Source organism: Paenibacillus sp. BR2-3, from assembly GCF_046529485.1.
Taxonomy (GTDB): domain Bacteria; phylum Bacillota; class Bacilli; order Paenibacillales; family Paenibacillaceae; genus Paenibacillus_AQ.
In genome coordinates this window covers 635,218-662,164 of the sequence record NZ_CP126311.1, presented here as the reverse complement: position 1 = coordinate 662,164, position 26,947 = coordinate 635,218, and the positions used below count along the sequence as shown (strand labels likewise).

The 26,947-nt window shown below is 42.3% G+C and carries 26 protein-coding genes; 10 read left to right on the top strand and 16 right to left on the bottom strand.

The annotated features are described in order from the left end of the window. Positions 1-38 precede the first annotated feature (38 nt). The 6 genes from PaeBR_RS03210 to PaeBR_RS03185 all read right to left on the bottom strand — a co-directional run bounded on the left by PaeBR_RS03210 (position 39) and on the right by PaeBR_RS03185 (position 6,936). The gene (locus PaeBR_RS03210) at positions 39-1,712 is read right to left on the bottom strand and encodes a glycoside hydrolase family 13 protein (RefSeq protein WP_410513477.1); all 1,674 of its coding nucleotides are present in this window, start codon (positions 1,710-1,712) and stop codon (positions 39-41) included. 39 nt (positions 1,713-1,751) lie between these two features. Further along, positions 1,752-2,588 (bottom strand): carbohydrate ABC transporter permease, encoded by an 837-nt coding sequence (locus PaeBR_RS03205; protein WP_410513476.1) that lies wholly within the window; start codon positions 2,586-2,588, stop codon positions 1,752-1,754. Then, the gene (locus PaeBR_RS03200) at positions 2,588-3,472 is read right to left on the bottom strand and encodes a carbohydrate ABC transporter permease (protein WP_410513475.1); all 885 of its coding nucleotides are present in this window, start codon (positions 3,470-3,472) and stop codon (positions 2,588-2,590) included. Before PaeBR_RS03200 ends, PaeBR_RS03205 begins: the two co-directional genes overlap by 1 nt. Positions 3,473-3,560: 88 nt before the next feature. After that, the gene (locus PaeBR_RS03195) at positions 3,561-4,883 is read right to left on the bottom strand and encodes an ABC transporter substrate-binding protein (protein WP_410513474.1); all 1,323 of its coding nucleotides are present in this window, start codon (positions 4,881-4,883) and stop codon (positions 3,561-3,563) included. A gap of 321 nt (positions 4,884-5,204) precedes the next feature. Next, complete coding sequence (locus PaeBR_RS03190) at positions 5,205-6,200, bottom strand: LacI family DNA-binding transcriptional regulator (protein WP_410513473.1); 996 nt, start codon at positions 6,198-6,200, stop codon at positions 5,205-5,207. A 418-nt stretch (positions 6,201-6,618) separates the two neighbouring features. Further along, positions 6,619-6,936 carry a YtxH domain-containing protein gene (locus PaeBR_RS03185; protein WP_410513472.1) on the bottom strand — a complete coding sequence of 106 codons (318 nt, stop codon included), beginning with the start codon at positions 6,934-6,936 and terminating at the stop codon, positions 6,619-6,621. 227 nt (positions 6,937-7,163) lie between these two features. Between PaeBR_RS03185 and PaeBR_RS03180 the strand changes: the two genes are divergently transcribed. The 3 genes from PaeBR_RS03180 (at position 7,164) to PaeBR_RS03170 (ending at position 9,675) form a co-directional block, all read left to right on the top strand. Beyond that, positions 7,164-7,487, top strand: a complete 324-nt coding sequence (locus PaeBR_RS03180) for a LysM peptidoglycan-binding domain-containing protein (RefSeq protein WP_410513471.1) — start codon at positions 7,164-7,166, stop codon at positions 7,485-7,487. A 174-nt stretch (positions 7,488-7,661) separates the two neighbouring features. Further along, complete coding sequence (locus PaeBR_RS03175; protein ID WP_410513470.1) at positions 7,662-8,132, top strand: RpiB/LacA/LacB family sugar-phosphate isomerase; 471 nt, start codon at positions 7,662-7,664, stop codon at positions 8,130-8,132. Positions 8,133-8,358: 226 nt separating this feature from the next. Then, positions 8,359-9,675 (top strand): IS4 family transposase, encoded by a 1,317-nt coding sequence (locus PaeBR_RS03170; protein ID WP_410513469.1) that lies wholly within the window; start codon positions 8,359-8,361, stop codon positions 9,673-9,675. Positions 9,676-9,930: 255 nt separating this feature from the next. Here PaeBR_RS03170 and PaeBR_RS03165 read toward each other — a convergent pair whose 3' ends face one another. From PaeBR_RS03165 to PaeBR_RS03130, 8 genes are all read right to left on the bottom strand, one after another. Next, complete coding sequence (locus PaeBR_RS03165) at positions 9,931-10,344, bottom strand: hypothetical protein (RefSeq protein WP_410513468.1); 414 nt, start codon at positions 10,342-10,344, stop codon at positions 9,931-9,933. A gap of 200 nt (positions 10,345-10,544) precedes the next feature. Next, positions 10,545-11,252 (bottom strand): DNA alkylation repair protein, encoded by a 708-nt coding sequence (locus PaeBR_RS03160; protein WP_410513467.1) that lies wholly within the window; start codon positions 11,250-11,252, stop codon positions 10,545-10,547. Positions 11,253-11,317: 65 nt separating this feature from the next. Then, the gene (locus PaeBR_RS03155; RefSeq protein ID WP_410513466.1) at positions 11,318-12,622 is read right to left on the bottom strand and encodes an alkaline phosphatase family protein; all 1,305 of its coding nucleotides are present in this window, start codon (positions 12,620-12,622) and stop codon (positions 11,318-11,320) included. Positions 12,623-12,626: 4 nt separating this feature from the next. Continuing rightward, on the bottom strand, positions 12,627-13,877 hold the full coding sequence (locus tag PaeBR_RS03150) for an MFS transporter (RefSeq protein ID WP_410513465.1): 1,251 nt from the start codon (positions 13,875-13,877) through the stop codon (positions 12,627-12,629). Between the two features lie 424 nt (positions 13,878-14,301). Continuing rightward, entirely contained in the window at positions 14,302-15,465 is a 1,164-nt protein-coding gene (locus tag PaeBR_RS03145; RefSeq protein WP_410513464.1) for a DUF4317 domain-containing protein, read from the bottom strand. Between the two features lie 465 nt (positions 15,466-15,930). Then, entirely contained in the window at positions 15,931-16,419 is a 489-nt protein-coding gene (locus PaeBR_RS03140; RefSeq protein ID WP_410513463.1) for a hypothetical protein, read from the bottom strand. 2 nt (positions 16,420-16,421) lie between these two features. Next, entirely contained in the window at positions 16,422-17,684 is a 1,263-nt protein-coding gene (locus tag PaeBR_RS03135) for an AAA family ATPase (RefSeq protein WP_410513462.1), read from the bottom strand. A gap of 196 nt (positions 17,685-17,880) precedes the next feature. Beyond that, positions 17,881-18,510, bottom strand: a complete 630-nt coding sequence (locus PaeBR_RS03130; protein ID WP_410513461.1) for a methyltransferase domain-containing protein — start codon at positions 18,508-18,510, stop codon at positions 17,881-17,883. A 552-nt stretch (positions 18,511-19,062) separates the two neighbouring features. Here PaeBR_RS03130 and PaeBR_RS03125 point away from each other — a divergent pair. The 4 genes from PaeBR_RS03125 to PaeBR_RS03110 all read left to right on the top strand — a co-directional run bounded on the left by PaeBR_RS03125 (position 19,063) and on the right by PaeBR_RS03110 (position 21,229). After that, on the top strand, positions 19,063-19,521 hold the full coding sequence (locus PaeBR_RS03125) for a helix-turn-helix domain-containing protein (protein ID WP_410510947.1): 459 nt from the start codon (positions 19,063-19,065) through the stop codon (positions 19,519-19,521). After that, on the top strand, positions 19,410-20,192 hold the full coding sequence (locus tag PaeBR_RS03120; protein WP_410515058.1) for an IS630 family transposase: 783 nt from the start codon (positions 19,410-19,412) through the stop codon (positions 20,190-20,192). Before PaeBR_RS03125 ends, PaeBR_RS03120 begins: the two co-directional genes overlap by 112 nt. Before the next feature lie 394 nt (positions 20,193-20,586). Beyond that, positions 20,587-20,829, top strand: coding sequence for a hypothetical protein (locus PaeBR_RS03115; protein ID WP_410513460.1), 243 nt, complete (start codon positions 20,587-20,589; stop codon positions 20,827-20,829). Position 20,830: 1 nt separating this feature from the next. Then, positions 20,831-21,229 (top strand): retropepsin-like aspartic protease, encoded by a 399-nt coding sequence (locus PaeBR_RS03110; protein WP_410513459.1) that lies wholly within the window; start codon positions 20,831-20,833, stop codon positions 21,227-21,229. A 384-nt stretch (positions 21,230-21,613) separates the two neighbouring features. Here the strand turns inward: PaeBR_RS03110 and PaeBR_RS03105 are convergent, their stop codons facing one another. Together PaeBR_RS03105 and PaeBR_RS03100 are read right to left on the bottom strand one after the other, a co-directional pair. Beyond that, a complete protein-coding gene (locus PaeBR_RS03105) occupies positions 21,614-24,127 on the bottom strand; it encodes a phospholipase D-like domain-containing protein (RefSeq protein ID WP_410513458.1) in 2,514 nt (837 codons plus the stop codon). A 113-nt stretch (positions 24,128-24,240) separates the two neighbouring features. Continuing rightward, positions 24,241-24,468 (bottom strand): hypothetical protein, encoded by a 228-nt coding sequence (locus PaeBR_RS03100; protein ID WP_410513457.1) that lies wholly within the window; start codon positions 24,466-24,468, stop codon positions 24,241-24,243. Positions 24,469-24,525: 57 nt separating this feature from the next. Between PaeBR_RS03100 and PaeBR_RS03095 the strand changes: the two genes are divergently transcribed. From PaeBR_RS03095 to PaeBR_RS03085, 3 genes are all read left to right on the top strand, one after another. After that, complete coding sequence (locus PaeBR_RS03095; protein WP_410513456.1) at positions 24,526-24,825, top strand: hypothetical protein; 300 nt, start codon at positions 24,526-24,528, stop codon at positions 24,823-24,825. Positions 24,826-25,088: 263 nt separating this feature from the next. Continuing rightward, positions 25,089-25,595, top strand: coding sequence for a hypothetical protein (locus PaeBR_RS03090; RefSeq protein ID WP_410513455.1), 507 nt, complete (start codon positions 25,089-25,091; stop codon positions 25,593-25,595). Between the two features lie 460 nt (positions 25,596-26,055). Then, on the top strand, positions 26,056-26,907 hold the full coding sequence (locus PaeBR_RS03085; protein WP_410513454.1) for a hypothetical protein: 852 nt from the start codon (positions 26,056-26,058) through the stop codon (positions 26,905-26,907). Positions 26,908-26,947: the final 40 nt, after the last annotated feature.

Genomic DNA, 26,947 nt, shown 5'->3' with positions numbered 1-26,947 from the left:
CTACTTCTCCTCCCAATATCAATCATGGTATACCTCACTTATCCTTTTAACTCATAGATTCTCGCTTCATAAGGACGCAGCGCGACTTTCCGGACACTTGCACTTGCCCCAGCCTCGGTCTCATAGTTGGCAAGCAGCAGCTCGGCACTGCTGTATTTCACGCCGCGAGGCAGCTGAAAGATAGTTTCTTCCGCAAAAAGATTGACGATGACAAGGAGCCGTTCTTCACCCAATGTGCGTGTGTACGAATAGATTTTGTTATGTCTCGGAAGAAGGAGATCATACGTGCCATAAACCGCTACCGATCGTTCTTTTCTCAACAGGATCAACTTTTTATAGTAATAGTAAATAGAGTCTGGGTTCTTAAGCGATTCCCGGACATTGATCTGGTTGTAGTTCCCATTCACTTTCAGCCAGGGTGTTCCTGTCGTAAAGCCTGCATTCTCCCCTTCATCCCATTGCATGGGTGTCCGTGAATTGTCGCGTCCGTTCTTCCAGATGACCGGCATGATCTCCTCATGCGTCTTTCCGTTTTCCATATCCATCCGGTACAGATTTTTGGCGGTAATATCGTTATAATCATCAATGGATTCAAATTTCACATTGGTCATGCCGATTTCCTGCCCTTGATAAATAAACGGGGTGCCCTGCATCATAAAGAACATCGTCGCCAGCGCCTTGGCCGACTGCACACGATAGGCTTTGTCATCTCCCCAGGTGGACACGGAGCGCGGCAAATCGTGATTTTCCATAAACAGCGCGTTCCAGCCCTTGCCTTCAAGCCCTTTTTGCCACTTGGTCAATATTTTCTTGAATTTATATATATCCAGGCCGCCGCCTACTCCCTTTTCCCACAGCCCGTTGATTTCGAATTGAAAGATCATATTTAGTTTCCCTTTGGTTTCACCAACCCAGTCCTCCGCTTGCTCCACACTTACGCCGCCAGCTTCTCCAACAGTCATAATGTCGTACTTGCTGAACGTCTCCCGTTTTAATTCATCCAGAAATTCATGGATGCCTTCCCGGTTAATATGACCTTCAAGAGAAGGCACATACGCCAGATTCATGGGATTGGGCATGTCGGGAAAGCCTGGAACTTTCTTAACATGGGAAATGGCATCAATCCGGTAGCCGTCTATGCCTTTATCGAGCCACCAGTTGATCATGTTGTAGATTTCCGAGCGAACCACGGGATTTTCCCAGTTGAGATCGGGCTGTTTTTTGGAGAAAATATGCATGTAGTACTGTCCGCTTCGTTCATCCAATTCCCAGATCGAACCGCCGAAGATACTTTCCCAGTTGTTCGGTTCCGCCCCGTTTTTGCCGTCGCTCCATATATAGTAATCTCTCTTGGGATTGTCAATTCGGGAGCGCGACTCGATAAACCATGGATGCTCGTCGGATGTATGGTTGACCACCAAATCCAGAATGAGCTTCATACCTCTTCGATGTACTTCCTCAAGCAGTTCGTCAAAATCATCAATCGTTCCGAACTCATCCATAACGTCGTGATAATCCGAAATATCATAGCCGTTGTCATCATTAGGAGACTTGTACATGGGAGATAACCAGATCACGTCAATGCCAAGCTCTTTCAAATAATCCAGTTTGGTTATAATCCCCTTCAAATCGCCGATGCCGTCTCCATTGCTGTCTATAAAGCTCCGGGGATAAATTTGATAGGCAATCGCTTCTTTCCACCATTTCTTCACTGTTGCTCCGCTCCTCTTTCTTATCTCTCTATAAAGATATTATTTAATAGCTCCTTGACTGACACCTCTTATAATGTAGCGTTGACCAAACAAGTACCCGATGAGAATGGGCAGGATGGTTAACAGAAGTGCGGGTATTAATAATTCCCAGTTATTCATATACGTTCCGTTAAAAACTTTCATCTTGATAGGCATTGTAAAATCCTTTTCGTTCGTCAGAACCAGTGAAGGCAGCAGATAATCGTTCCAGATCCAGAGCACATTCAAAATGGCAATGGTAACGGATGTCGGGGCCAGCATAGGCAGCACAATCTTGAAAAAGGTTTGACGCCGATTGCATCCATCCAGCAGCGAGGCTTCCTCCAACTCATAAGGAATAGATTTAACAAATCCATGGTACATGAATATTGATAACGAGCTACCGAACCCAATATAAAATACAATCAGCAAGGGAACAGGAGCCGTGTCTATCCAGTGAAGCTTTGCCCCATAAATATAAATTAGAGGGATCATAATGGATTGAAACGGAATAATCATGGAAGCAACCAACAGAGCAAAGAATCCGTTATTGAATCTTGTAGAATGCCTTACCATGTAATAAGCGGCCATCGCTGAAAAAATAAAGATAAAAAAGACGCTCAACATAGTAATCAGTACCGTATTTTTAAACGAGACGAAAAAATTCATTTTATCAATGACTTCGGCAAAATGGCCAAAATTCCAGCTTGTCGGGATCGAAAAAGGGTTTTCCAGAATCTCGCCGTTACTTTTAAAGGAGTTCACAATAATCAGAAAAAAAGGAAAAGTAAAGGCTGCAAAGGACACAATCAAAAATAAAAAAATCAGAAATGAAGAAGCTTTTTTTCGCGTATCCATTATGCTGCAACCTCCATTTTCTTACTGAAATACACCTGTAACCCGGTAACAATAGCAACAATAGCAAATAACACAATAGCCTCCGCTTGACCCACACCGTAGTTATATTCCGTAAAAGCTTTTTTAACCACATGCATGGATACCATCGTTGTACTGCCGTAGGGGCCTCCCTCAGTTAAGGCGTAGTTAATATCATAGACCATAAATGCGCCTTTCAAAGTCAAAAATATGGTAACCACAAAGGAAGGAACCATGAGCGGCAAAGTAACATTCGTCAAACGACGCCATGAGTTTGCACCGTCAATCGTAGCGGCTTCCATCACATCTTTAGGCACACTGATTAATCCGGCTACAAAGATGATCATCATGTATCCGGCGGATTGCCAGATGGATACAATAACAATGGCCCAGAAGGCCAAACGTTCATCCCCGAGCCAACCTAAGCGAAGGACCTCAATTCCGAATTTTTCTCCAATGGTGGGCAGAGATTGAACGAAAATAAACTGCCAAATGTAACCCAGAATTAATCCGCCGATCAGATTCGGTGTGAAAAGAGCGGTTCTGAAAAAGTTTTGCATTCTCACGCCTGAAGTGACTAAAAAGGCCAGGATAAAACCAAGAATATTGATAAAGATGACGGTCGCCAAAACATACTTAACGGTTAACCATAAAGAATCCCAAAACTCGCGATCCGTAAATGCGGACTTGTAATTTCCAAACCCCGAGAAATTCACAGGATTCAATGGAGAAGACATATCTGTCAAAGTGAGATATAAACCATATGCAAATGGAATCAACAGCGCAATCGTAAAGAACACGATCGTGGGACCGGTGAAGAACAACTGGTTGCCTAATCGTTTGATAAAGCTTTTTTCCGATATCATAATATTTCCACGCACCCCCTAAACGGTTTCAATGATGAAATGGGCAGGTGGATACCCGCCCATTTTCTACACCCAAGCTTAATTAATCTTACTTTTGTTTTTTGTAATACCCCTCAATGCTCTTGGCAAGATCCTCACGGGATATTTTTTTCGCTATATACTTCGCGACGTCCGGTCCAAGGATATTGCCCCAGTCTTCGACATTTACAAAGTTAGAACTGAACGGCATGGTTTTCCCTTGTACAATGGCATCCGCAATCGCTGCGCCGAGCGGATTCGTAACTTTGTTCGGATTGTTCTTGAACGCGGAGACCACTTGAGATTTGTTCACCAGGAAGTCTTGACCCCCTTGGTCATATACAATCCAATCCAAAAATTTCTTGGCCGCCTCTTGCTGAGCCGGAGTGGCAGCTTTGTTGATGACCAGAATATTCGTTGGGCCGGCGGCAATTTTGTTGTTCAAAGGATTATCCGGATTGTTGTCAACCGGTACAGGTATGAATCCGAAAGTGTCACCGGCAACGGCTTTAAGCGAATCGAATGCCCAGTTTCCATTGAAAAGAATGGCGGATTCGCCTTTACCAACGGCTAAATGCGCATCGTCATAGTATTGCCCTAACGGACGCTCGCCGTATTTGTTGTATTCTTTCGATGCCAACAGATCCATCGTGTCATAATAACCGTTCCAAACGGCATTGGAGGCTAAATCGAATTTTCCTTCTTTCAGTTGCTGTACAACAGTGCTTGGATCTTCGGCCTGGTTGATGAATTGTGTACTATAGTGGTTACTTATGGACCATTGCTCTGTTTGGTAAGCTATTGGATACTTCAATCCGGAAGCTTTAATCTTATCCAACAATTCTTTAAATTTGTCGCGGGTGTTGATGGAGAACGGATCGAAAGAACCGCCAACAGCCTTATCGACAACTTGTTTATTATAGACGAGACCGAATCCTTCGATGGAGAATGGAAACCCGACAATTTCTCCATTCGCATTTTTAACTCCATAAATCGTTTCTTCGTTCCATTTTTCTTTCGAAAGGTCAATGCCAAAATCTTTATGTTTATTGATAGGGGCATCAGGGGCCATCATGGCAAGCGTGACCGTTTTACCGGATGCTGTAAGTTTTTCGAGAACACTCAATGTATCGCCTACAGCTTGTGTATAGGCCTCAACCGTAATATTCGGATTCGCAGCCATGAAATCTTTTGCCGCCTGTTCCCATTGGGAAGCGATTTCACCTTTACCGTTCGTAATAATGATGTTGACTTTCTCATCTTTCGAGTTTTCTGCGGGACTATTTGTTGTTTTGTTTTCTGCAGCCGTTGACCCCGCTCCATTTGATCCACCGCACGCCGTCAATGAAACAACGAGCAAGAGAACAACTAATAAAACAAACATTTTTTTCAAACAAAACCCCTCCATTTTTGCTTTTTTTGTGTGGTAGACCCATTCAGGTTTCAATCTCATATCCTTGGTACCGGTTCCAAAATTCCCGCTACCAATTCAAATGAATAAAGTTATCGGATCAACAAGCCTCCCACATATGCAATGTATCATCTTTTGGTATCAGTTTCAATATAATTTTTACGCGAATCATTCGGTAATTTTCCCGAATAATCTAATTAAATATAGATTCTTCACCTTTTTTGCAACCTAATATGTGTTGGTATCGGTTCCAAAAGAAAACCAAAAAAAGCGAACTCTGTATCGCAAATCCGCTTCTCATCCTCATGTAGATTGTCGAACTACCAGCTCAACAGGCAGCTCATAAATAGTGGGTTCAAGATTACCTTGATTCAGCAGCTCCATAAGAACTTCCCCTGCTTTTTTCCCCATTTGCTCAATGGGCTGCCGTATGGTTGTGAGTGCGGGATCCAACATTTCTGCTATAGGCTGGTCATCAAAACCGATAATAGCCAAATCCTGGGGAATCCTTAGACCTTCCTTTTTCGCAGCCATCATCAAACCACCGGCGATTTCATCACTCCCCGTAAACACAGCTGTCGGGCGATCCTTCATTTCAAGTAATAGCTTCATCACCTTTTTTCCGTCTTCAATCGTATGTTGATTGACCAAAATCCAGTTCGGATTCACTTGGATTCCGGCATCCTCCAACGCTTTTTGATAGCCTAGATTACGGTCTTTATCTTTACCGAACTCGGTAAACAAACCTCCGGTACAGTAGGCAATTTTCCGGTGCCCTCTTTCAATTAAGTGCTTAACCCCTATGTAGGTGCCTTTAAATTGATCCAACCGAATCACAGGAACTTTGGCGTTACTGACATATTCATTACATAACACAATAGGTCCATATTCCGTAAACGGTTCAATGACTGCCCAATCATTCTCAATGGATGTCATGATTATGCCGTCCGCTTGCTTTGTCTTCAACAAATTCAAATAGGTCAATTCTTTCTCCTTGTCTTCATTGGTTTGACAAATCAAGGTTTGATAGCCATTTCTGTAACCAACCTTTTCAATGGAATCCACCAAATAGGAAAAGAAGGGGTTTACAATTTTCGGAACAACCACAGCTATAGTTGTCGTCACTTGCCCTCTTAGTCTTCTCGCCGAGAGATTCGGTGTATATTCAAGCTCATCCATTGCTTTTAATACCAATTCTCGTTTATCCGCTGAAATATGAGGATAGTTATTGATCACCCGGGATACCGTTGTCTTGGATACACCCGCTAAACGCGCCACATCTAAAATGTTTGCTGCCATCTGCCATTCACTCCATATAGGAACCATATTTGAAACCAGTTTCAATTATTTTATATTAAATCATAAAAAAAAGGAAGGGAATTTACCCCTCATTATCCAGCGAGTAAAATATAGAAGGCAAATAAAAATGACCCCGCCCAAGATCTACAATCCTTAGGCATGGATCATTCCTTATATTAGTTATATTAGTTATATTAGCTATATAAACCGAACTAAAGAATTAAATGATGAGATGGTGAAGTAGCGAAGGGGAAGTTTGGAACTGTAGGAACGATAGCGATCGCCTTTGTCCCCGGATGTTTACCGCTGGAAGCGGTCTAATCCAAAACATCTGGGGATGGGCAGCGGCCGGAAGTCCAAACATTCCCCGTAGTTACGGGTAACACCCTATAGCATAGGTCAAAATCTTTAGTGCAACTTATATAGTCTGCTCTTGTTTGAAACTTTGAATTTCAGATTTAATATCCTGTGTAACTATTTGAGCTTCGTTTTTTAATTCTTTGATGACGCCAAGGGATTCTTTAATCACTTCTGCGACTTCCTGGCCTTTTTCTGCAAGCAGATGACCTTTTTCGTTAATCATTGAGCCCTTTTCTTTTACCATATCAGCCATGCTGGATAGTTTAGAGCGTCCCTTCTGACCTTGTTGCGGAGCGACGAGAGCAGCTAAACCTGCACCGACCAATGCCCCTGCTACAGCACCTACTGCTATTGTTTTTTTAGTTTCTGTGTCCATGTTCATTACTCCTTTCACAGATGTTTCTTATTATTACCCAAAATTCATAGATAGAAAAAAATAATTAGGTATGAAGGAAATAAAATCTTCAATTATTTTGACAAGCTGGAGTCGTTTGATGTTAGCTGGGTAGCGTCTGACAAAAAATGGGCACCTGTACCTGTCGATACGCCTATTGTAGGCATATACATAGGATTGAAAAGTTACCTTTTGGAGGAGATGCATATATGAATCATATTGTTCAACCCGGAGATACGCTGTGGTCGATTGCCACCCGTTACGGTGTAACCGTGGATGCGATATTGCGAGCAAACAATTTGACCAGTTCGAATTATATCTATCTGGGGCAAAGCTTGATCATCCCCACACCAGGTGGTTATCCGTTTCCGTTTCCGTTTCCGACCCCTCCACCCTCACCGCAGCCCGGTGCCGGTTTGGTTCAGCGTGTCGAGCGGTTGGAACGCCAATATACCGTAGTCGAGGCCGAATTAGATCGTCAAATTCAGCGCATCAACAGGCTGGATCAGCGGGTTAGACGATTGGAAGGTTGACCGGCTGCATGTTGAGGGGCTCTTTCTTTTATCAAGCTAGAGCCTTCTTTGTACATACGCTGAAGGTATTTTAGTAAATCTAATTTATTGATTTCAAGTCATCCATTGGCAAAATGGTTACCAATAAACTATAATTTTGGAATTGGATAATTTGAAACTTGGGAGGTACATACTATGAAAATTGCAATGGCAAGTGATCACGCTGGTTATAGTTTAAAGGAAGAAATAAAACAGTATTTGAAAAATGAAGGGCACGAAGTTCTAGATTATGGTACGCATAGTGAAGAAGCTTGTGATCTATCGGATTACATCTATCCCGCATCACTGGCAATCGCAGAAGCTAAAGCAGACCGAGGCATCTTTATAGACGGAGTTGGATATGGCAGTGCTCTCATCGCTAATAAGATATACGGACTTAACGCTGCCGTTTGCCAGGATCCCTTCTGCGCTCAATTAGCCCGATCCCACTCCAATACCAATATTTTATGTATCGGTGCCAAAATAATAGGTTCTGCCATCGCTCTTGAAACAGTCAAGGCCTGGATGACAACTGACTTCCTTGCCGATATCGATAAATATAAAAATCGAGTAGACAAAGTCAACCAAATTGCTGAAAGACATCTAAAGAAACTTTCGGAAATCTAGGAAAAGGATTGAGAGTCGCTGCGAAAACAAGAAAAACCGAACAAGATCCAGAATATGACTCAGATCTCACTCAATGTCATTAAGTTAAGGCGCAAGGCCAAAAATCAAGAAAAAGAGCAGGTTATCGAAAAGATAGCCCGCTCTTTTTTTTGCACTAAAAAAAGAACTTGACAAGCAGATGGAAATGAGTGGCGAAGCCCCTTGAAAAAACGAGGAGGTTACGCCAATGGATGAGTACGCGATCTCGCTAAAAAAAACGCTGACATCCCTCATACGAGAAATGTCAGCCGCACCCGCACCTTTTGTCAAAAACCCGGAAAAAGATTTTACCCGTAAGAAAAAGCTGCCCTTTGAAACGATCATGCAACTCCTGATCTTTATGGGAGGAAACAGCCTCTACAAGGAACTCCTAGAATCGCAGGGCTATGACGTAAACACCGCAACCACTTCTGCTTTTGTCCAGCAGAGGAATAAAATCCTGCCGTCTGCTGTGGAATTCTTGTTTCACGAATTTACGCAATCGTATACGGACATCAAGGACTACCGGGGGTATCGGTTACTTGCCATTGACGGGTCGGATTTGCATATCGCAACCGACCGGGCGGACACGGATACCTATTTCCAAAGTCAACCGAACACGAAAGGCTACAACCTTCTGCATTTGAATGCAGCCTATGACTTATGCAACAGACTTTACGTGGATGCCATTATTCAGCCACGGAGGTTGTGCAACGAGGGAAGGGCGCTGGCTGCCATGGTTGACCGTTCCCCCATTCAAGGCAAAACCATTGTTACTGCCGATAGGGGTTATGAAAGTTACAACAATTTCGCGCATATGGAACGCAAAGGGTGGAGCTATGTCATACGGGTTAAGGATTTGGATTCGAATGGCATTCTTTCGGGCTTGCATCTGCCCTCTGGCGGAGCGTTTGATATGGGCGTTCATCTGACACTCACCAAAAAACAAACCAAAGAGGTCAAGGCTCATCCCGAGATATACAAGTTCGTCCCTTCCACGTCTACCTTTGATTTTTTAGATTTGCACGAGAACTTGTTTTACCCGATTTCCTTTCGGGTTGTCCGTTTCGTCCTGCCGGGTGGCGCTTATGAAACCGTCATTACGAATCTTTCTGCCGCTGATTTCCCACCCGATGAAATCAAGTCCATTTATAACATGCGATGGGGCATTGAAACCTCTTTCCGGGCATTGAAATACACCGTCGGCCTGACGAATTTTCACGCAAAGAGACAAGAGTCCATCACCCAAGAGATTTTTGCAAGAATGATCCTGTACAATTTCGCTGAAATGATGACCTCGCACGTCGTCATTTCCCAAATGGATAAACGGCACCCCTACCAAGTCAACTTCACGGTTGCCGTTCACGTTTGTAGACATTTCCTGCGCTCACGGGACGATGAACCCCCGCCCGATGTAGAAGCACTGATTCGCAAGAACATTTTGCCGATTCGACCCATTCGCCCAGGGCAGAAGAATACGCGCAAAATCCGCTGGAAATCGTCGTTAGCTTCGTCTACAGAGTAGCATAATTCGTTTCGTATGAACATTTTTTTAAGCGGATATTCCGTCCGCTTGTTTGCTGTGCGCTTTTTTCTTGCTTGCACCAAAAAAACAAACGGCACAGGGCTTTTTCCCATGCCGTTTCGGATTCCATTTTTATTCCCAGTCTTATCTTTGAGCTTAACTTAATGATATTGGGCTCGCCGCCCCTCTTTTTGTATGCTGCCAATATATTGTTACCAAAGGTTAGAGAGCATTCAAGAATTGTTAATTACAATCCTACCTCCTGCCATTTCCACCTTTGTAAGTATTACCGGATGGCTTATGTCTTGCAATATGTACTTTTTCCGTCTGACACAGGTCATCTTTTGTAGCATCTGTTTTAGCAGTAGCATACTGGACTCTTTGTGTTTGGGTATTAAGCTTCCCATCCCTTGCATGTTCTTGCTGTCTCTTCCTAAGATTATCGGTTTGTCCAGCGTATTCGACGTTCCCTGTTTCTTTATTAATATGACGATACATTCCCGGTTCTTTGGGCAGTGGGCTATCTTTTCCTTTTATAATATCAGTCTCACGCATTCTACCCGAATTGATTGCAGATCCCGTAGCATTTTGAGCTCTTCTAGCATAATCTGCTTGTTGTCTTTCTGCTGTATCTTTGATGTTGTTAAATAGTTTCCCAAAAAAACTCAACAGCCCCACCGCCTCAACTATTATAGGAATATTGTACCATGCAGTTTGAGGTTATAGATATTGTAAATGATCGTACCCGTCCAAGTTCCGGGCAAATGTGATATAGAAACCACGCCTGCCATCGTGCGGGAAGAAGGTCCCAGTGTTCACGACGTCCTGACCACTTCTTCATCAGCCACACTTGGAATGCTTCACACCGTTTAACACCTAACATGTTTTCGTTTGAAACCAAGTTGTCCTCTGTCTAATGCCTTTTGAATATTTTGAGAAGCATTTAGGAAGCTGCTTTTTTTCTTGTCCCGATTGACTTCTACCGGACCTATGGCCTGTGCGGTTTCGATCGCCAGATCATGGAGCGGCACGTAGGATACCCCTACTGTGTAAACAAAGTTACTCATAGAATATTTGGTTCGTTCGAGAGACTCATGAATGGTATTAGCCACCAGTTCAAGCATACCGGCAAGTTTACTCTGGGAAAATTCGCTGTCCGGACGATTGCCTAATAACCAGCAATAACAGCTCCAGCCCGCTGACATTCTCAGCTCTTCGCCGCTTGCGATCCATTTGTCGGCAACGTCCTGCGCAATATCTGCTTCTGCCAAGGTTACGGCGACTACAAAGTCAGACAGCATATAGAAATAAGCCCCATCCATCCACCGATCAAAATCCGCTGCAGTCATTCCTTTTGGGTCTGCGATTATGCCTGCAAAGTACATGGCGTCGTAGTTCCCTGTGGCGTAAAGCTGCTCAGCCAAAGGCTGATTGATTTTAATCTTCTTAGCCATGGGCTTCATAGCACCTGTAGCCACACCAAAAAGCGGTTCGTGCGCGCCATTGGATACGTAAATTTTCTTGGTTCGTTCCTTGCCGAGAGCTTCAAGCTCCTGCATAACGGTTTCAAAATTCATCGTTCACACTTCCTTCCTCTCATCGTTACATCCCAGCCCGAACCTATGATTTCATACAGCTTGCATTAACAAATGAAAATTTCATCTAAAGGTCTGCCGTCACAATGATTGAAATCAATCCCTAATATCTTTGCCATCGTAGGGGCAATATCGACCATCTCGAGATCACCGATGTGGTAGTCTTTTTTAACATTATCCCCTGAAATCACAATATTGCATCTATAATCGCTCTTATCGGGAGAATAGCCATGAGTAGCATATTTAACCCCTTGTTCTTCCAAATCTACTACAGTCGGCTCCTCCAGGCTTTCATCGAAACAATAGCCTCTCTTGGCTTCAAGCATAACCCTTGTGGATTGGCCCACATGAAGACGATCCAACGCCTCTCTAGCATACACACTCTCTATACCTGAGGAGTCATCCTTCATAAAGTCTTCAATAGCCGCCAATGCTAATTGTTCAGCTTCCTGATCACCCGGCTGGATATGCAGATAAGCCGCTCCACCCGCGCACTGAAAGTAAGCCCGCCATCTCATCTCACCATTCTCTTTAAAGATTAGGCCTTTTTCCTGCAAAAGGTTGTTCAAATGCACTTTGTACCTGACGTTGAACTGTCCATGGTCACCCAAAATCAGAAAAATCGTATCATCCTTAATACCGGCTTCATCCACGGCCTGCATAAGTTCGCCCAGCCTGTTATCCATGCGTGTTATTACCTGCTTCACTTCATCGCTGTCCGTTCCGTGCGTATGCTTGGCATCATCCAGATCAATCAAGTGCATCATGAGCAGGTTAGGCTTTTTACGCTTAATCGTGTCTACGGCACACTTTGTTGTAAAGTCATCGAGATAGGGCTGCGCAATCCCTTGTCTGACCCGTCCGAATTTCATCTCCATCTGGAGGCAGTATAGGGGGCTCCCGCTTCGCAACACCTTAAGGGCCTGGTTCTCATTGTTGATAGCCCTGATTTCAGGAATATTATACCTAATAGAGGATTTGCCGGATACCGGCCACAGAATTGCGGCAGTACTCATCCGGTGTTCGCGCACAGCATCATAAATTGTAGGTACCTTGACCGCATTCCGAAACCAGAACCAGCTCTGCTCCTCCTCCTTAACAAACGGTTGATGAGGATTGTTGTGATGGATGCCATGCTTATCCGGATATACACCGGTGGCTATCGTGGTGTGAACCACATAGGTGAGCGTGGGATATACGCTTTTTAATTTATTGCTGTGGGCACCGCTCTTCATTAATTTCGATAAGTTCGGAAGACGGCTTGCCATTTCCCAATTGTCCTCTGAGAAGGCATCGTATGAGATGACGATCAGATATTTGGCCATCGCCGTTTGTTCTGTTATGGATTTCATAGAATTACCCCTTGGCTTCATCAATTTCAGACTGCTCTTTAGGTAACGTTATAAATACGAAAAATCCAATAATAAATAACGGGATAATCGCCAAAATACTTAGCTTTGCATTGCCCGTTAAGGTTGTTGTCAAAGACATCACCGCAGGACCGATGATCGCCGCGAACTTGCCAAAGATATTGTAAAAGCCAAAGAATTCATTGGAGTTTTCCTTAGGAATAATCTTCGCATAATAAGAACGGCTGAGTGCCTGAATCCCGCCCTGGGCTGAACCAATTAACGCACCCAGAATAAAAATATGCCACACCGAAGTGATAAAGAAAGCCGCGATACAGGAAATGATATAGGTGAAAATTCCAACAATAATCATCGTTCGGGCGGAGTATTTTTTAGCTAGATTACCATAGAGGATCGCACACGGAAACGCAATGATCTGGATGACTAATAAAATCCCCAGTAAGGTGAAGGTGTCGAAGGCATCAGCGCCCAGAACCGAAGTGGCATAAGGCACCACCATTTTAATGATGGTATCAACCCCGTCAATATAGAAAAAGTAACCGATTAAGAATACAAATACAATTTTGTGCTGTTTGATATTCTTAAAGGTATCTGCCAGTCTTTTAAAACTGTTCACAACCGGTCTGGGCTCAGGTTCAATGTAGTGTCTCTGCTTCACGTCCCTGATCAGTGGTACCGTCAAAAGCCCCCACCAAAGGGCCGTAATGATAAATCCAATCTGATAACCGATGGACTTGTCCATTCCCATAACAAAAATCAAAAGAAGGCTGATTCCAAATGGAATGACGCTGGAGATATATCCGAAAGCAAAACCTCTGGTGGATACCTTATCCATCCGTTCATCATTCGTAACATCCACCAGAAAGGAGTCATAGAAAATATTAGCTCCGGCAAAACCGATGACTGACAAGATATAAAAAACAATCAATAGCTGCCACTGCCCGCTCTCGGGTGCGACGAATGCCAGCGAAGCGGTAGCCATTACACCGATCAAAGCGAAAAACACGAAGAAGCGCTTTTTCGTATCCTTGTAATCTGCGATCGTACCTAAAATCGGGCTAAGCATAGCCACCAGGATACTTGCAATGGAATTGAAATACCCTAAATCCATACTGCTGTTCACATTCGTGAACATGCCGAATACAATCGGCAGCAGCGCAGTGGTAACGGCCATCGAATAGGCTGAATTGCCGCAGTCATACAGAATCCATGATTTCTCCTCTTTGGTTAACTTCATATAACACCGCCTTTTAAGAGATTGAGCTTTAGTTCCTTGAGGAAAGGTCAGTCGCAACTGCGGTGAATGTTTGGACTTCCGGCCGCTGTTGTCTCCCGATTTCTTGATTTTATACCGCCTTCGCGGTTGAAATCGGGAGACAAAGGCGGGCGCTGGCGCTCCTCCAGTTCCAAAATTCCCCTTCGTTGCTCCTTTTCCTTTCCTACAAATTTTCAAGTTCAATCCAAATAATGTTACTGTTATAACTAGTTACTGTTATATCACGTGATCATATGAGGCATGTTAAATGGATGTTAAATCACAAAATGACCCTGTGACGAAAGAGCAAACCCTGTGTTCGAATAAAGCATGACTTGTAACCGAGAGCAATCCCCGTGTTCGACTAAAGCATGACTTGTGACCGAGAGCAACCCCCGTGTTCGGACTATAACGTTTCCGTACTGAGCGTGAACCCTTCAATCACGACATCCTCGTCAACCTCGATCATGATGCAGCGTTTGCCCTGATAGTTCACCTGCTTCACATACCTTAGATCCTGCGGGGCTACAGCAATGGTCGCTACCTTCGTCTCAATCTTGATCGACTTCGTGGTGAACTTCGGAATCACGCTGCCGGCTTTGAGTTCATAGTTCCTGTCATCGATAATCGTCTCGAATGCACGCTCCACCTTCTCCGCGGTCAAATTCTCCACGCCGCTTACCGTCAGTACGCGTTCCACATCTCTATAATCCAGCTTAGGAGCTTCTTCCTCCTCATTGGATTCGATAACCTGGTAGATCTCCTCGTATACATGAGCCAAAGTTAACGCGTCGAATTGATCACCCGCCACTTCTTTCACTATCTCCTCGAAAATAACTCTCTCTTCCTTCGCCGTTACCGTCTTCTCGGCATTCAGGACCTGATCGATGAAATGAGGGTTCGGTTCATTGGCTTTGCCCGAGCAATATAGAACGCGGTTTACATCGGATGCATTGTCAGTAACACTTGGGTAGAAAAATCCCTGCTCCGGTGAACTCAATTTAATGATGGGGTCTACGATGACATTGTACTTGAATTCCCGCTCGGCATAATCGAACAACAGCGATTTCCGCTGCGGTTCCGTGATGTTGACGCTGCACAGGATGAACTGATGACCGAACATTTCGTTCCGCTCGCTCTCCTCGGCTTCATCGTTCCTGCTCTTGGTCGGCCGGAAGTACTGCCCGCGAACGAAAGTAACCACCGTATCCCGTTCAAGCTTGGTATCCTTGAGCATCCTGTCCACGAGCAGGAGCATCAGATCCTGCCATTCTTCCGGATCTCCAGTCACGAGCCCCTGATGCAGCAGCACCTTCGCAGGCTCCTCCGCTTCCTCTTGAAACCGTAATTCGAACAGCTTCTGATCCAATTCACCGGTCAGCAGTTTTTTGAAATTTCCGATATACAGCTCCTGCTTCTCCCGATCTACCAGTTCGAACGGCTGACACTCGTAATGATAGATTTCACTGCTTTCCTTCATGACATATACGTTAAGAATATCAAAAAGCTTGAGCAAATCATGGTCCAGCTTAAATTGTTTGCGAATATGCGCGACTTCTTTTTTATTCATAATCGATTCGGCAGCTCCTTAGATGTGTTATGACCTTATTAGTATAAACGATGGGGACGGGATTGGGTTAGCATCCTCTTTCGCAGCGGCAAATTAACGCAAATCAGAAGACAACAAAATACCCGCGACAGATCGTCACGGGTATTAGTTCCAATCAACCAGGGATACGCGCCGATCAAGTCCAATATCCCTGTCACAAATCCCACGATGGCTGCAGACTTGCCAATCCCACTTCTTCTTATGACAAAACACAAGATGATTGTAGCCGCACTGAGTATTATAGCTACAGAGTGCATGCCTCCATAGTATATGCTGAGTACCAGCTTGTAGATATCAGGTGAAAAGTTCAATATCATACACTGAGACCAATCGCCCTAGGATAATGCCTAGAATAAATTGATGGGTATGATGACAGCCAAAAGACCACATCCCAGCAATGTTTTGATTTTATCCACTCCACCAAGATTACTGATTTTTCCTCCTGCGAGGCATTGGCATTTCCTCGTAGTAGCAATTTAAATGCTTATCTAAACTCCATATTCTTATGGATCCGATGGCAGGGACTGTTTCTTTATACTTTTTGAACACCTGAACTATTGACAAGTCTCCAATACCAATTTCTGCTACAGCGTGTTCTACAAGTGCACCTGCGATCTCTAACAATTCTTCACGCTCGAATTCTTTTCCGTAATAAGACCAAGGTGCTTTATCACTTACTGTTCTTTTTATTAATTCGGCCATGAGCTGAGCCCGGTCTCTTCTTACATTTCCATCTGAAATGTGAGCAATATGGTTTCCAGTTTCTATTATGGTTGCAAAAGGCAGGATTAATATATGTTGTTTATCTTGTTGCAAAACTTTGAGCTGATCAAAAATCTCTTTATGTTTTTCGTTTCGAAATGGAATATTTATAATGTTGCATAAAATAGATGTGTCAATAATACTTACGTGCATTATTATACCTCCAGCCAGTCTAAGTCATGGTTATCCTGTAAGGGATTTTTAACCGCCATAACCAATTCATCTCGAACTGTCAGGTCACCTAGGCTTCCTTTAGATAATAATATCGGCAATGATTCTATATCCGGCAATGAATAAAACTTGCTTGACCCATCATTTGGCTCTCGGTAACATAAGACAACTCCCAACATATCCTCTTTCGTGAGCGCGTTAAGCAGAGTTGGATTATGGGTAGTAATCACCACATCAATTTGATTTTCTTTATTTAGTCTGGATATGGTTTCAATTAAGCTCTTAATTCGGCTTGGATGAATGCCATTGTCAACTTCTTCTATGATAACCATACTCTTTGGTTCTTCACTGATTAAAGAGGTTATTATTGCTAAATACCTTAATGTCCCGTCTGACAGACGTTTAGCCTCAACATATTCAGAATAATCCCCATATCTCTCTTTCAATCTCAGCATAACGTCGCCAATTGAAGTATCAATAAAGCCTATATCCAGAATTTCATTCTCCGGCAATGATTTTAATACCTGTAACAGTTCCTTCTTGTATAGTTTATTCTTACATAATTCATAAAGGACGGAGGATATATTGTCTGCCTTGGGCCTCAATTCGTGATCACTCATTCTAGAATAATCTCTCATTTGACTAGGCAATGGGTCCAAAAATAAAATTTTTCCTAAACGTTCTTTTACAAGGTTAATATATTGAATGTTTTCCTTACACGTTTTGGTGGTTGAAGGCATCTTGGAGGACATTTGAGTCAATATTGAAACTGAACGGTTACAAGTAAGTTCCGGATTTTTCCCTCTGTTTCCATTACTGTATTTGACATTAATATCGCTAAAATCGTCTGTAGTATCTTTGGACTGGAAGATAACGTTTTTTCCATAATGTGAAACTTTGTATAGACTTTCCGAATAAACGAAAACTCTGTTACCGGTCTTTATTGTAATTGAATATTCCAAATCGTAATTTTCATCTATATCTACGGTGCAGCCCAAGGTAAAAGAGTCAGAACCATTCTTGGGGCACCCCACACTACCACCTCTAATCTCACTATCTACGTTCTTCGATCCATCAAGGATCACAGACAATTCTCTTCCAGTAGATATTTCAGAAAGAATTTTGATTGCCTCGATTGCATTTGATTTGCCGCCACCATTAGAACCGATAATTGTAGTTAATTCTTCGATTTCTAATTGAGATTGGCTAAAACTCTTAAAATTCTCGAAATAAAAGTTTTTTATCATATTCTTTCCCCTCCTCCTGATCAAAGTTCACGAGCATACTTCCATTATAGACACAAAGAAGTAATTGTAATATATGGGGATTAAAGAGTTTGAGCAGCGACAACTTTACGCTCCCGATTATATTCACCCAATAATCTTAAGCGCATTCTCCTTGATCTTTGTAACCATCTCTACAAGCCTTCTCTGCTTCGTTCCATCAAAAGCGCCCCCTTACGCTATCAATTGTTCTGGATCGCTCGAATATTCCTTCAATGATGACTTTGTATTTCCCATGATAATCTTGGGTGACCTCCTGCAGACTCTTCTCTTTCCAATCCGGAAACTGTTCTCTGCAAGATTCAATACTATAATAGAAACGTTCTATCGGATGCTGATTCTCCGCCTCGGGATCATTTACCGAATTCAAGCGGACGAACAGCAGCCCCCCAGGTTTCAGCATCCGTTCAACTTCACAGATGATCCGATTCATTATGTTACGCTCGAAGTAGTGTAACGACAGGCTGGCAATTATCGCATCAAAGGCGTTATCCGCCAAAGGAAACGGATCTTTCGTGTCATGCAACAGCAAGGTGGCATCCGGTACCTTATGCTTGACTATAGAAAGAGCCGCCTCGGAGAAATCAGTGACTGTGAGATGATAATCTTGTTCGGCCAAACATCGAGAGTCATTTCCACTTCCACAACCAATTTCAAGAATCTCCGTGCCTTGCAGTTCGTTAAGATAAGATTGATACCTCTCTAGCCAACATGGGGCCTTCATCGCCTCCTGGCCTTTTATCTGCATAAACACTTGATTCCAATATATTTTCGGAGATATGGATTGCAATTCAGGCTTCCTCCTAAGTCCCGCAAGTTTTCATATGATTAGATTACTATTTTATATCCCACAGGTGTTCTTTCATAGAGAAACATACTCACCCCGATCTAAAATATACAACCCTACTTCTTTCACCCTTAACCCAAACGCCCTCTCCAACTCTACCCTATACGTCCATACCTGCTGCCGATTGAAATCAACAAACACCTGCTGCTGCCCCTCTTTATACACATCGGTTTTAAATCTACAACAACACAGGCGTCTTCTTCTCCAAAGACCTCAGCTAATATTCCTGTGGCTTGGTAAAACCGAAGTTTTAGAGTATGCCCGTTCTGTAGAGATAAAGGGAATGATGTCTACATCACATTTAAAGGTTAGATCCGCTGCAGAAATACCAGGGTTTGATTGGATTGCATTAATGATATTAAAGATACGTATAATTTTCTCGGCCAAGGTTATTCTCCTAACTATGATGATACTCATCTATTATAACTAGTACCTTGACCGTGAATAATATTACCTTTAAGCTCTCCATATAGAGTCAAATGGGAGGGCTTACCAATGAACAAAAAATACGTGGTTGAACTGAAAGACGAAGAACGCGAACGGCTTCAGCAACTTCTTCATGCGAAGGAGACTTCACGGGGAATTCGAAATCGCTGCCTCATCCTCATGCTGGTAGATGAAAGTCAAGGAGCCATTCCCAAGCAGATGGAGATTGCCCAGCGAGTTGGTGTTAGTGACGTCACGATTCATCATACCGTGAAGAGTTACTGTACCCGCGGCTTAGAGGCCACATTGCAGTATCGAAAACGGTCGGAGCCGGGGCATCCCTCTGTGATTACGGGAGAACTGGAGGCCCGGATCATTGCACTGGCCTGTTCCGAGCCGCCGGTGGGCTATGCTCGCTGGACCATTCGTCTATTGACGCGCCGGGTCATCGAACTGAATATTATAGAATCGGTGGGACGAGAGACGATTCGAGCCACGTTAAAAAAACGAAACTTAAGCCTCACTTAAAGAAACAATGGTGTATTCCCGCCAAGTCCAGCGCCGAATTTGTCGCCCGAATGGAGGATGTTTTGGAGACGTATGCCCTGCCTTACGATCCTGAAATCCCACTAATTTGTATGGACGAACAGCCGATTCAGCTTCTGGAGGATTCTCGTCCATCCGAACCGATGAAACCTGGGCAAGTGCGGCGTGAAGATTACGAATACGTACGAAAGGGAAGCTGCAGTGTGTTTTTGTTTACGGAACCGTTAGCTGGATGGCGTCACGTACAGGCAAGCGAAAGACGAACCAAAGCAGATTGGGCACTTCAAATCCAGGAATTACTGGACGTTCACTATCCCGATGCGAAACGGGTTCGGCTCGTCATGGACAATTTGAACACGCACACAATCTCTTCGTTATATGAAACCTTTCCGCCAGAACAGGCCTTATCTTTAGCGAAACGATTGGAAATCCACTACACTCCCAAGCATGGAAGCTGGCTAAACATGGCCGAAATTGAACTGAGTTCTATGACGATCCAATGTCTGGATCGGCGCATCGGCTCTATCGAACAATTGCAACGCGAAATCACGGCATGGGAAGTCGATCGCAACCAGGCACAAAAGTCCGTGGAGTGGCACTTTACCACTCAGCAGGCCAGAGGCAAATTGAAACATTTATACCCTGAAATTTGATGCGGTCAAGGTACTAGGTTTCCACACTATAATTTCGATGAAATCCAATTACTTCCTTCTAAGCTATGTATGAATGGTCTTTTGACACAGTATACCTAATCAGTGGTGCCATTGGTTGTCAGGGAACGTACGTTCTTGATCAGCCATGTAATATTCAGATTACTATGAATACGTTTGCTTACGCTATGCGTATAGCAGATCAATTAGCAACTGATAAGTTCGAATCAATTTTCACAAATAAAGATGGAGATTAAGATTGAGATGAGTAATTCATTTTTACGCTGCTTAAGTACCCTCTATTGTCACAGTAGGGTATAATTATATATAGCAAGATTTAATGGACGAGCACAATTCTTACTGACAATAGTCTGAATACTATAGGGGTGTGATAAAGATGCAATGGCAAGAGGTTCGTACGATTTATCCCGATCAATACGTTTTGCTTGAAATTCTTGATTCTCATACCAAAGATAACATTCAGTTCGTAGATGACGTTGCTTTAGTTCGAGCCATTCAAGACCCTAACGAAGCCACTAGAGTGTTATTGAAGTGCAAAAACAACAATATTGTATATCATACCGGACAAGAGAATATAGCTATCGAACTTAGAAATCATCCTCTGTACAGGGGTAGATAAGATGCAGATTGAATTTACACACGGCTTACTTCAGACATCAATGACAATTGACTACAACGGACGCTCCTTAACCATCGACAATTTAGTCATTGATACAGGCGCAGCGCATTCCCTTCTGTCCTCTGACGTTGTATCTGAGATTGGCATCAAATTTGAAAACGGAGATAAACTTGTACGGAGCTTTGGGATCGGAGGAGATGAATATACTTTTCAAAAACGCGTTGATCAAATCCGAATAGGTGATTTGATTATGGAAGACATCCCTATTGATTTTGGTATTTTTTATGAAGGCATTAATTACATTAACGGTCTCATCGGTCTGGATATTCTAAAAAGTAGCAACATGATTATTGACCTTTATCAGATGGAAATGTACCCGGCACACTCCAATCGCAATTAAAATAGGGACGTGAATATACCACGTCCCCAATCTACTTTCTCACTACTCATAAACCCTTATAAATCAAGGAACAAACCGCCTCTACATGTGTGGAGACCGTGAAAGGGATATATGAACTCTTGACCAACGGATATCCAAGTGTATGGCGCGGAGTAAAAAAAGCATAAGTACCAAATGCTTCTTGCTCGATATTCTTACAATTCGTGGAAATCAATGATTTTCCATTTTCAAAGGTTCTTACGTGTTTACTTTTTTTCGACGGCGTGATTTTTGCAACAGCAAAGTTAATCGTATATTTTCATAAATATAGAATGTATCACTTTGTATAATAAATAAGAACCTAATGGCATCCATCAGGTTCTTATTCATTGGTAAACAAACGGTTTAATTAATAATCGAAAAATCGTCAATATTAATTCTTTTGCCAGACGTTCCCGATACATAAACTCTAAATCGGACGTTCCCTGAATGATTTACATTGATCGTTTGTTCTGTCAGTGTGGAAGTACTTGTCATAGGACTGCTCACATCCGTCCAAGTGGAGCCTGCATTGGTGGACTTTTGCAGCTTCCAAGTAGCTCCCGTATCGGAACTGAAATTCGCATGTTTCAATTTCACGGTTTCCGCTCCGGCAACGTCGAAGTTCATGCTGATAAAACCAGTAGATTGAATTCTAGCAGACTTGGCGCCATTTTTGCGGTCACTGCTTAAAGTTCCAAGAAGCGCATTATCGAATCTCCATGATCCGGAAGATAAACTGACATCAGCTGCCGCATATGCGGTTTTTGAACCCGTCTCAAAGGTTTCGCTTAGGATGGTGATTGGCGCGGAATTCACAGTAACCGTAAAGTTGGTGCTTACCGTTCCTCCGTTTCCGTCATTAGCCGTTACGGTAATCGTTGCGCTTCCGACAGCAACAGGACTGATTGTGAGCGTTTTTCCGCTTACGGAAACTTGGGCAATACCGGTATTGCTTGACGTTGCGGTTAAAGTAAGAGCATCCCCGTTCGCATCGCTAAACGTATTGGTTGCATCAACAATGATATTTCCAGCACCAACGGTTGCGGTTTGATTCGCAATCGGAATAGCGACGGTAGGTGCCTGATTAACGATCCCGTCGTTCCAGTCCCACATGAAGATATTTTCATAGTAAGCGCCTACGCTTGCATTCTCTACGATTACTCCTGCTTCACGGTTATTCATAGGACTATTCTCTGACCAGTTAATGCTAGACACTAGAACTTTATTCGAGTCGGCAATGATACCTTTGTTGTGTACTTTCTCAAGGTGAGTGCTTGTCAGGTTGATAAGTTTTGCCGACATATTCAAACCTTCAGTCGAGGCGATATTGTTAATATATTGAACCGTATGCGTATTATCGCGGCTATCTGTAGGATCAAGGAAAGCACTATCGAGAATTACTTTGACTGCAACTCCTCTACGAGCAGCTGCAATAACTTCTTCTAAATAGATGTTCGGATCACTCTGCGGCGTTCCGGTTGCCGATGCGCCCCAATGTTTATGGATATACAATTGTTCTACATAAAGAGATGTTGTAGCATTCCGCATCATGCCGATAATTGCTTTTTCCTTCAAAAACGTGGAGTCAGGTGCAAATACAGGTGTTACCTTCATAGTCCCAGTGAAAGTTTGGCTTGCGAAAGGAGCCGCATAGCTTCCGCTTGGATTCGACGTATCAGGAACAAATCCTGCTGTTGGCTCCCCGTATGCGGTTCCCGGCGTATAAGGGTAGCTATCTTTAAATAACACATTCCAGTCTGTGTTGAATACATTCTTTACATAGTTCGCAAAGTCTACATTATTAATGATAATGCCCCAGCCGCGATTTCCGTAAGAATTTGTAGTTGGCGTTCCTGTGGATTTGAAGTTTTCGCTTTGAAGAGCTACTTTTGTACCGTCAACAATCGCATATTTGGCGTGGTCAAATCGATATCTTTTGAAGCGTTGGTTTGCTGTGTCACTGATAATATAACGTACCTGTCCGCCGGCATTCACGATTTGTTGTGAAACGTATTTCGATTGATCGGTTAGTCCTCCAACAGGCTGGCCTTCCGCGAAGACTCGGACTTGTACACCTCTCGCTAATGCTTGCTTTAACGTATTCATCAAAAACGTGCTTTGAAACTCATAAATGTTCAAATCGATAGAAGTCGTTGCGCTATTAAAAAGATTTGTAACCGCATTATAGCTGGAATCGGGTGAAGTGTAGGTGGTTACATTTCCTGTATACGTGAAGGATGCTATATCAAATCTGGATTGACCAGCTTCATAAACTCTAAGTCCATTCCAGTCAGCCGCGCTGTCTGTCTCTTCCCATAGTCCCGTCGATTCCATGCGATCCCGTACCATAATAACGCCTGCAGATACGGTTGGAATTTGAGAGCCTGACCAGCAAGTACAAGTGGATGCAGTGCTTCCATACAATAACCCGTCAACTATTGTGCTCCCGTTCTTTAGTTGAACTTGTCCGCCTGTATTGGAAAATACAGGAACAGTACCTGGCACAACCATTTGCGGAACAGCCGGATCACTATCGCTTCCATATTCAAATGCTGGAGTAATCGTTACCATTTCGCCTTTAAAACTACTTGCAGTTTTGGTGACGTACAAGGTTTGACCTACTGCTATTGACGTACCAGTAGGGAATCTAACTTCATTGCTTTCATTGCTAATTGCCCAATTTGAGATATTGACCGCTGCAGTTGTCGGATTTGTAATTGCTACATACTCCTCGGGTTCGTAAGACAAGTTCGTGTCGTAGTAAACCTCAGTGATCATAACGTGATCAGTTGAACTTGCGAAACTCTGCTGCGATACCGGAACGACCAATGATGCAAGTAATGCTAAGGATAATATAAACTTTGTAAAGCGCCTCATAATTTGCCTCCCTAAAGAAAATTTTATACTTATCCAATGTATCAATGATTTATTTGATCTGTATCATTGTGAAGTAAAGTAATTTATCTTTCAGTGTGAACAAGTCAATGAAGTTATGCAAAAGGGCTAAAAGATATGTGGATACTGATAAAATCCAATAAAGCACCAAATTTCATTAATAACCCCTTAATCTCCATACCACTCTTCAACACAAAACAAAAAGACGCTTGCGTGAGCATATCGATCTTCTCTACTAGTGCTTTAAATATGTTGTCGTCAAATTGTTCTAGTAGCCTTGCCTTTGATTGATGAGTTCCTCTTAAATGTTCAACAACTGCCATCCCCCCCCCATCAGAGTTAACATACACACACTCGAACAAGTGGAAGGGGATAGCACTATGGAAGAATGGCCTGATTGGTTTAAGCAAGCATTGATTAATCGTTTTAATGAATTGTCTGTAGCAGCAGAGAAACAAGAACAGGTTATTCCTGTAGCCGGAAAGGTATCCGAGTTATTAATTCAAATGAGGAGCAAAACGGATGGTTCTGTTCATAGAATTTTATTGGAGTTTGAAGAAGCTATTTCTTATCAGCATTTGTTGGAAAAAGAATGGTTGTATTTCGAAGGGCTTAAATATGGATTGAGGTTAATGAGTCCGATTACATCTAGTTTGGAGGATTTGTATCCGAAACACTGACGACTAACAGCATGGAATCAGCCCATGCCATCTGTCGCTATTTATTGCAAGGTTCGTTCTGTCAGCAATCGTATGTTCTCATTTTGCATTTATGAAACCTTTCCACAAGGTTTGCGTCTAACAGAATACTATAGTTGAAGGAGCGAAGTATAATGAGAATTACTTGTTACTACAGCTCCCATTCCGATATGGGTTACATTTATTTAAAACCTCCGGCAATTGAACAAAGGGTTCTGGAACCAGAAAACGAACTCACTAAGCATATGAATCCTGATCAAATGACCATCCCTTACATAACAGACACGAACATTGCTTCGTATTTGGATAAAATGACATTTGCCAAGAACACTTTTAAAAGTGATTACGAGAAAGGTTACGATACTGAATATGGAAATGATATGGATAAACGCGGCTATATTATTGGAATTGAATTATCACTTTATCATGAGCGGTTTATTGATCTTGTGAAAAATCAGGCGTTTAAGGTAATCCGAACGGAATGGAGAAATACGGAGTTTCATATGATCACGTTTTACTATGCAGACGATGTATTTAAACCGGAGAATATCATTTATAAATTGACAGACGAGGAGGATGCTTTTGTTATTGTTGAGCTTATAGAGCCTGAGAAGCTTGGATTTCATTACACAGATGAGAAAGATCAGAAACGACCAATAGCTTTATTCAAAGCGTTGATCTCTTCAATAGACGATATATATCCACTGGAATACATGATGAAGCCTGAGTTTATTTTGAGGAAAGACATTTAACACCAACTCAACTGTATGTTCGTGGTAAATAGATACTCTGTGATTTCATATCATCAATATAGTATATTATAGAGAGTTAATGTCCTTTGAATAATTCATTTCAATAAATTAACAAAGGGAGATTAAAATGGACAGACTTATATGTGAGGCTATAAAAAACAAGCAGATCATAACTTTTGAGTACCACAACGGCTTAAGAACAGTTGAGCCATTTCGATTAGGAATATCAACGGCTAATAATAAAGTTCTTAGCGGTTATCAACTTAAAAATTCCATGAAATTATTCGAGCCATCTGCATGGAAACTATTCTATATCAACGATTTAAAACGAGTAATTTTAACAGAGAATTATTTTAGTGGAATCAGGAACGATTATACTGCTAAGGATGCAAGAATGATTAAGTATATTTGTGAAGTTAACTCTTATTGAAATGATAATCATTAAATAGAGGTGGAATTTTTGAATAACTTGAACAACAGATGTTTTATAGTAACACCAATTGGAGATGAACTGTCGGATATTAGAAGGGCCTCAGAAGGAGTAATTGATTCGATAATAATACCTGTTTTGACCGAGTTAGGTTATTCTTCAGAGAATATAAAAGTCGCTCATAGAATTTCTAAATCTGGTTCAATTACTAAACAGGTTATTCAGAGAATCCTAGAAGATGAGTTGGTAATCGCAAATTTGACACACCTAAATCCTAATGTAATGTATGAACTCGCTATTCGACATGCAGCAAGGAAACCAGTAATTCAAATATGTGAAATTGGAACAAAATTACCATTTGATGTAATAGAAGAAAGAACAATATTCTATACAAACGATTTAAGTGGCGTCTCAAAATTCAAAGAAGAATTATCAGGAATGGTCTCCGCTTTAGATGATACAGATGAAATTACTGACAACCCAATTTATCGTATTATAAATGGAATATTGATTCAAGAATCTGCAATAAACGATACACAAAAATACATAGCAAAAAAATTGGATAGTTTAGAGGAACTAGTGAGTTCAAAGATACAGAATTCTTTTCAAAAACCCTCCAAAGAAGCTAATTCACCTATTTACGATAAAGTATGGTTTAGAGTTTATGATATACAAGAAGATTTTTATGAGTTTAAAACTAATCTCATAGATGTATTGTACGAAAAATATGATATTAACAGAACAAAATTCAGACTTACAATAGACGAGCCAATTATCACTATAGAATTCATCTCACTGGATAACTGGCTGTCTGAACGTGATATTTACTTTTCGTTCAAAGAAGTTATTGCGCCTTACAACGTCAAATTTGATTTGATTTGATTTGATTTGATTTGATTTGATTTGATTTGATTACAATATA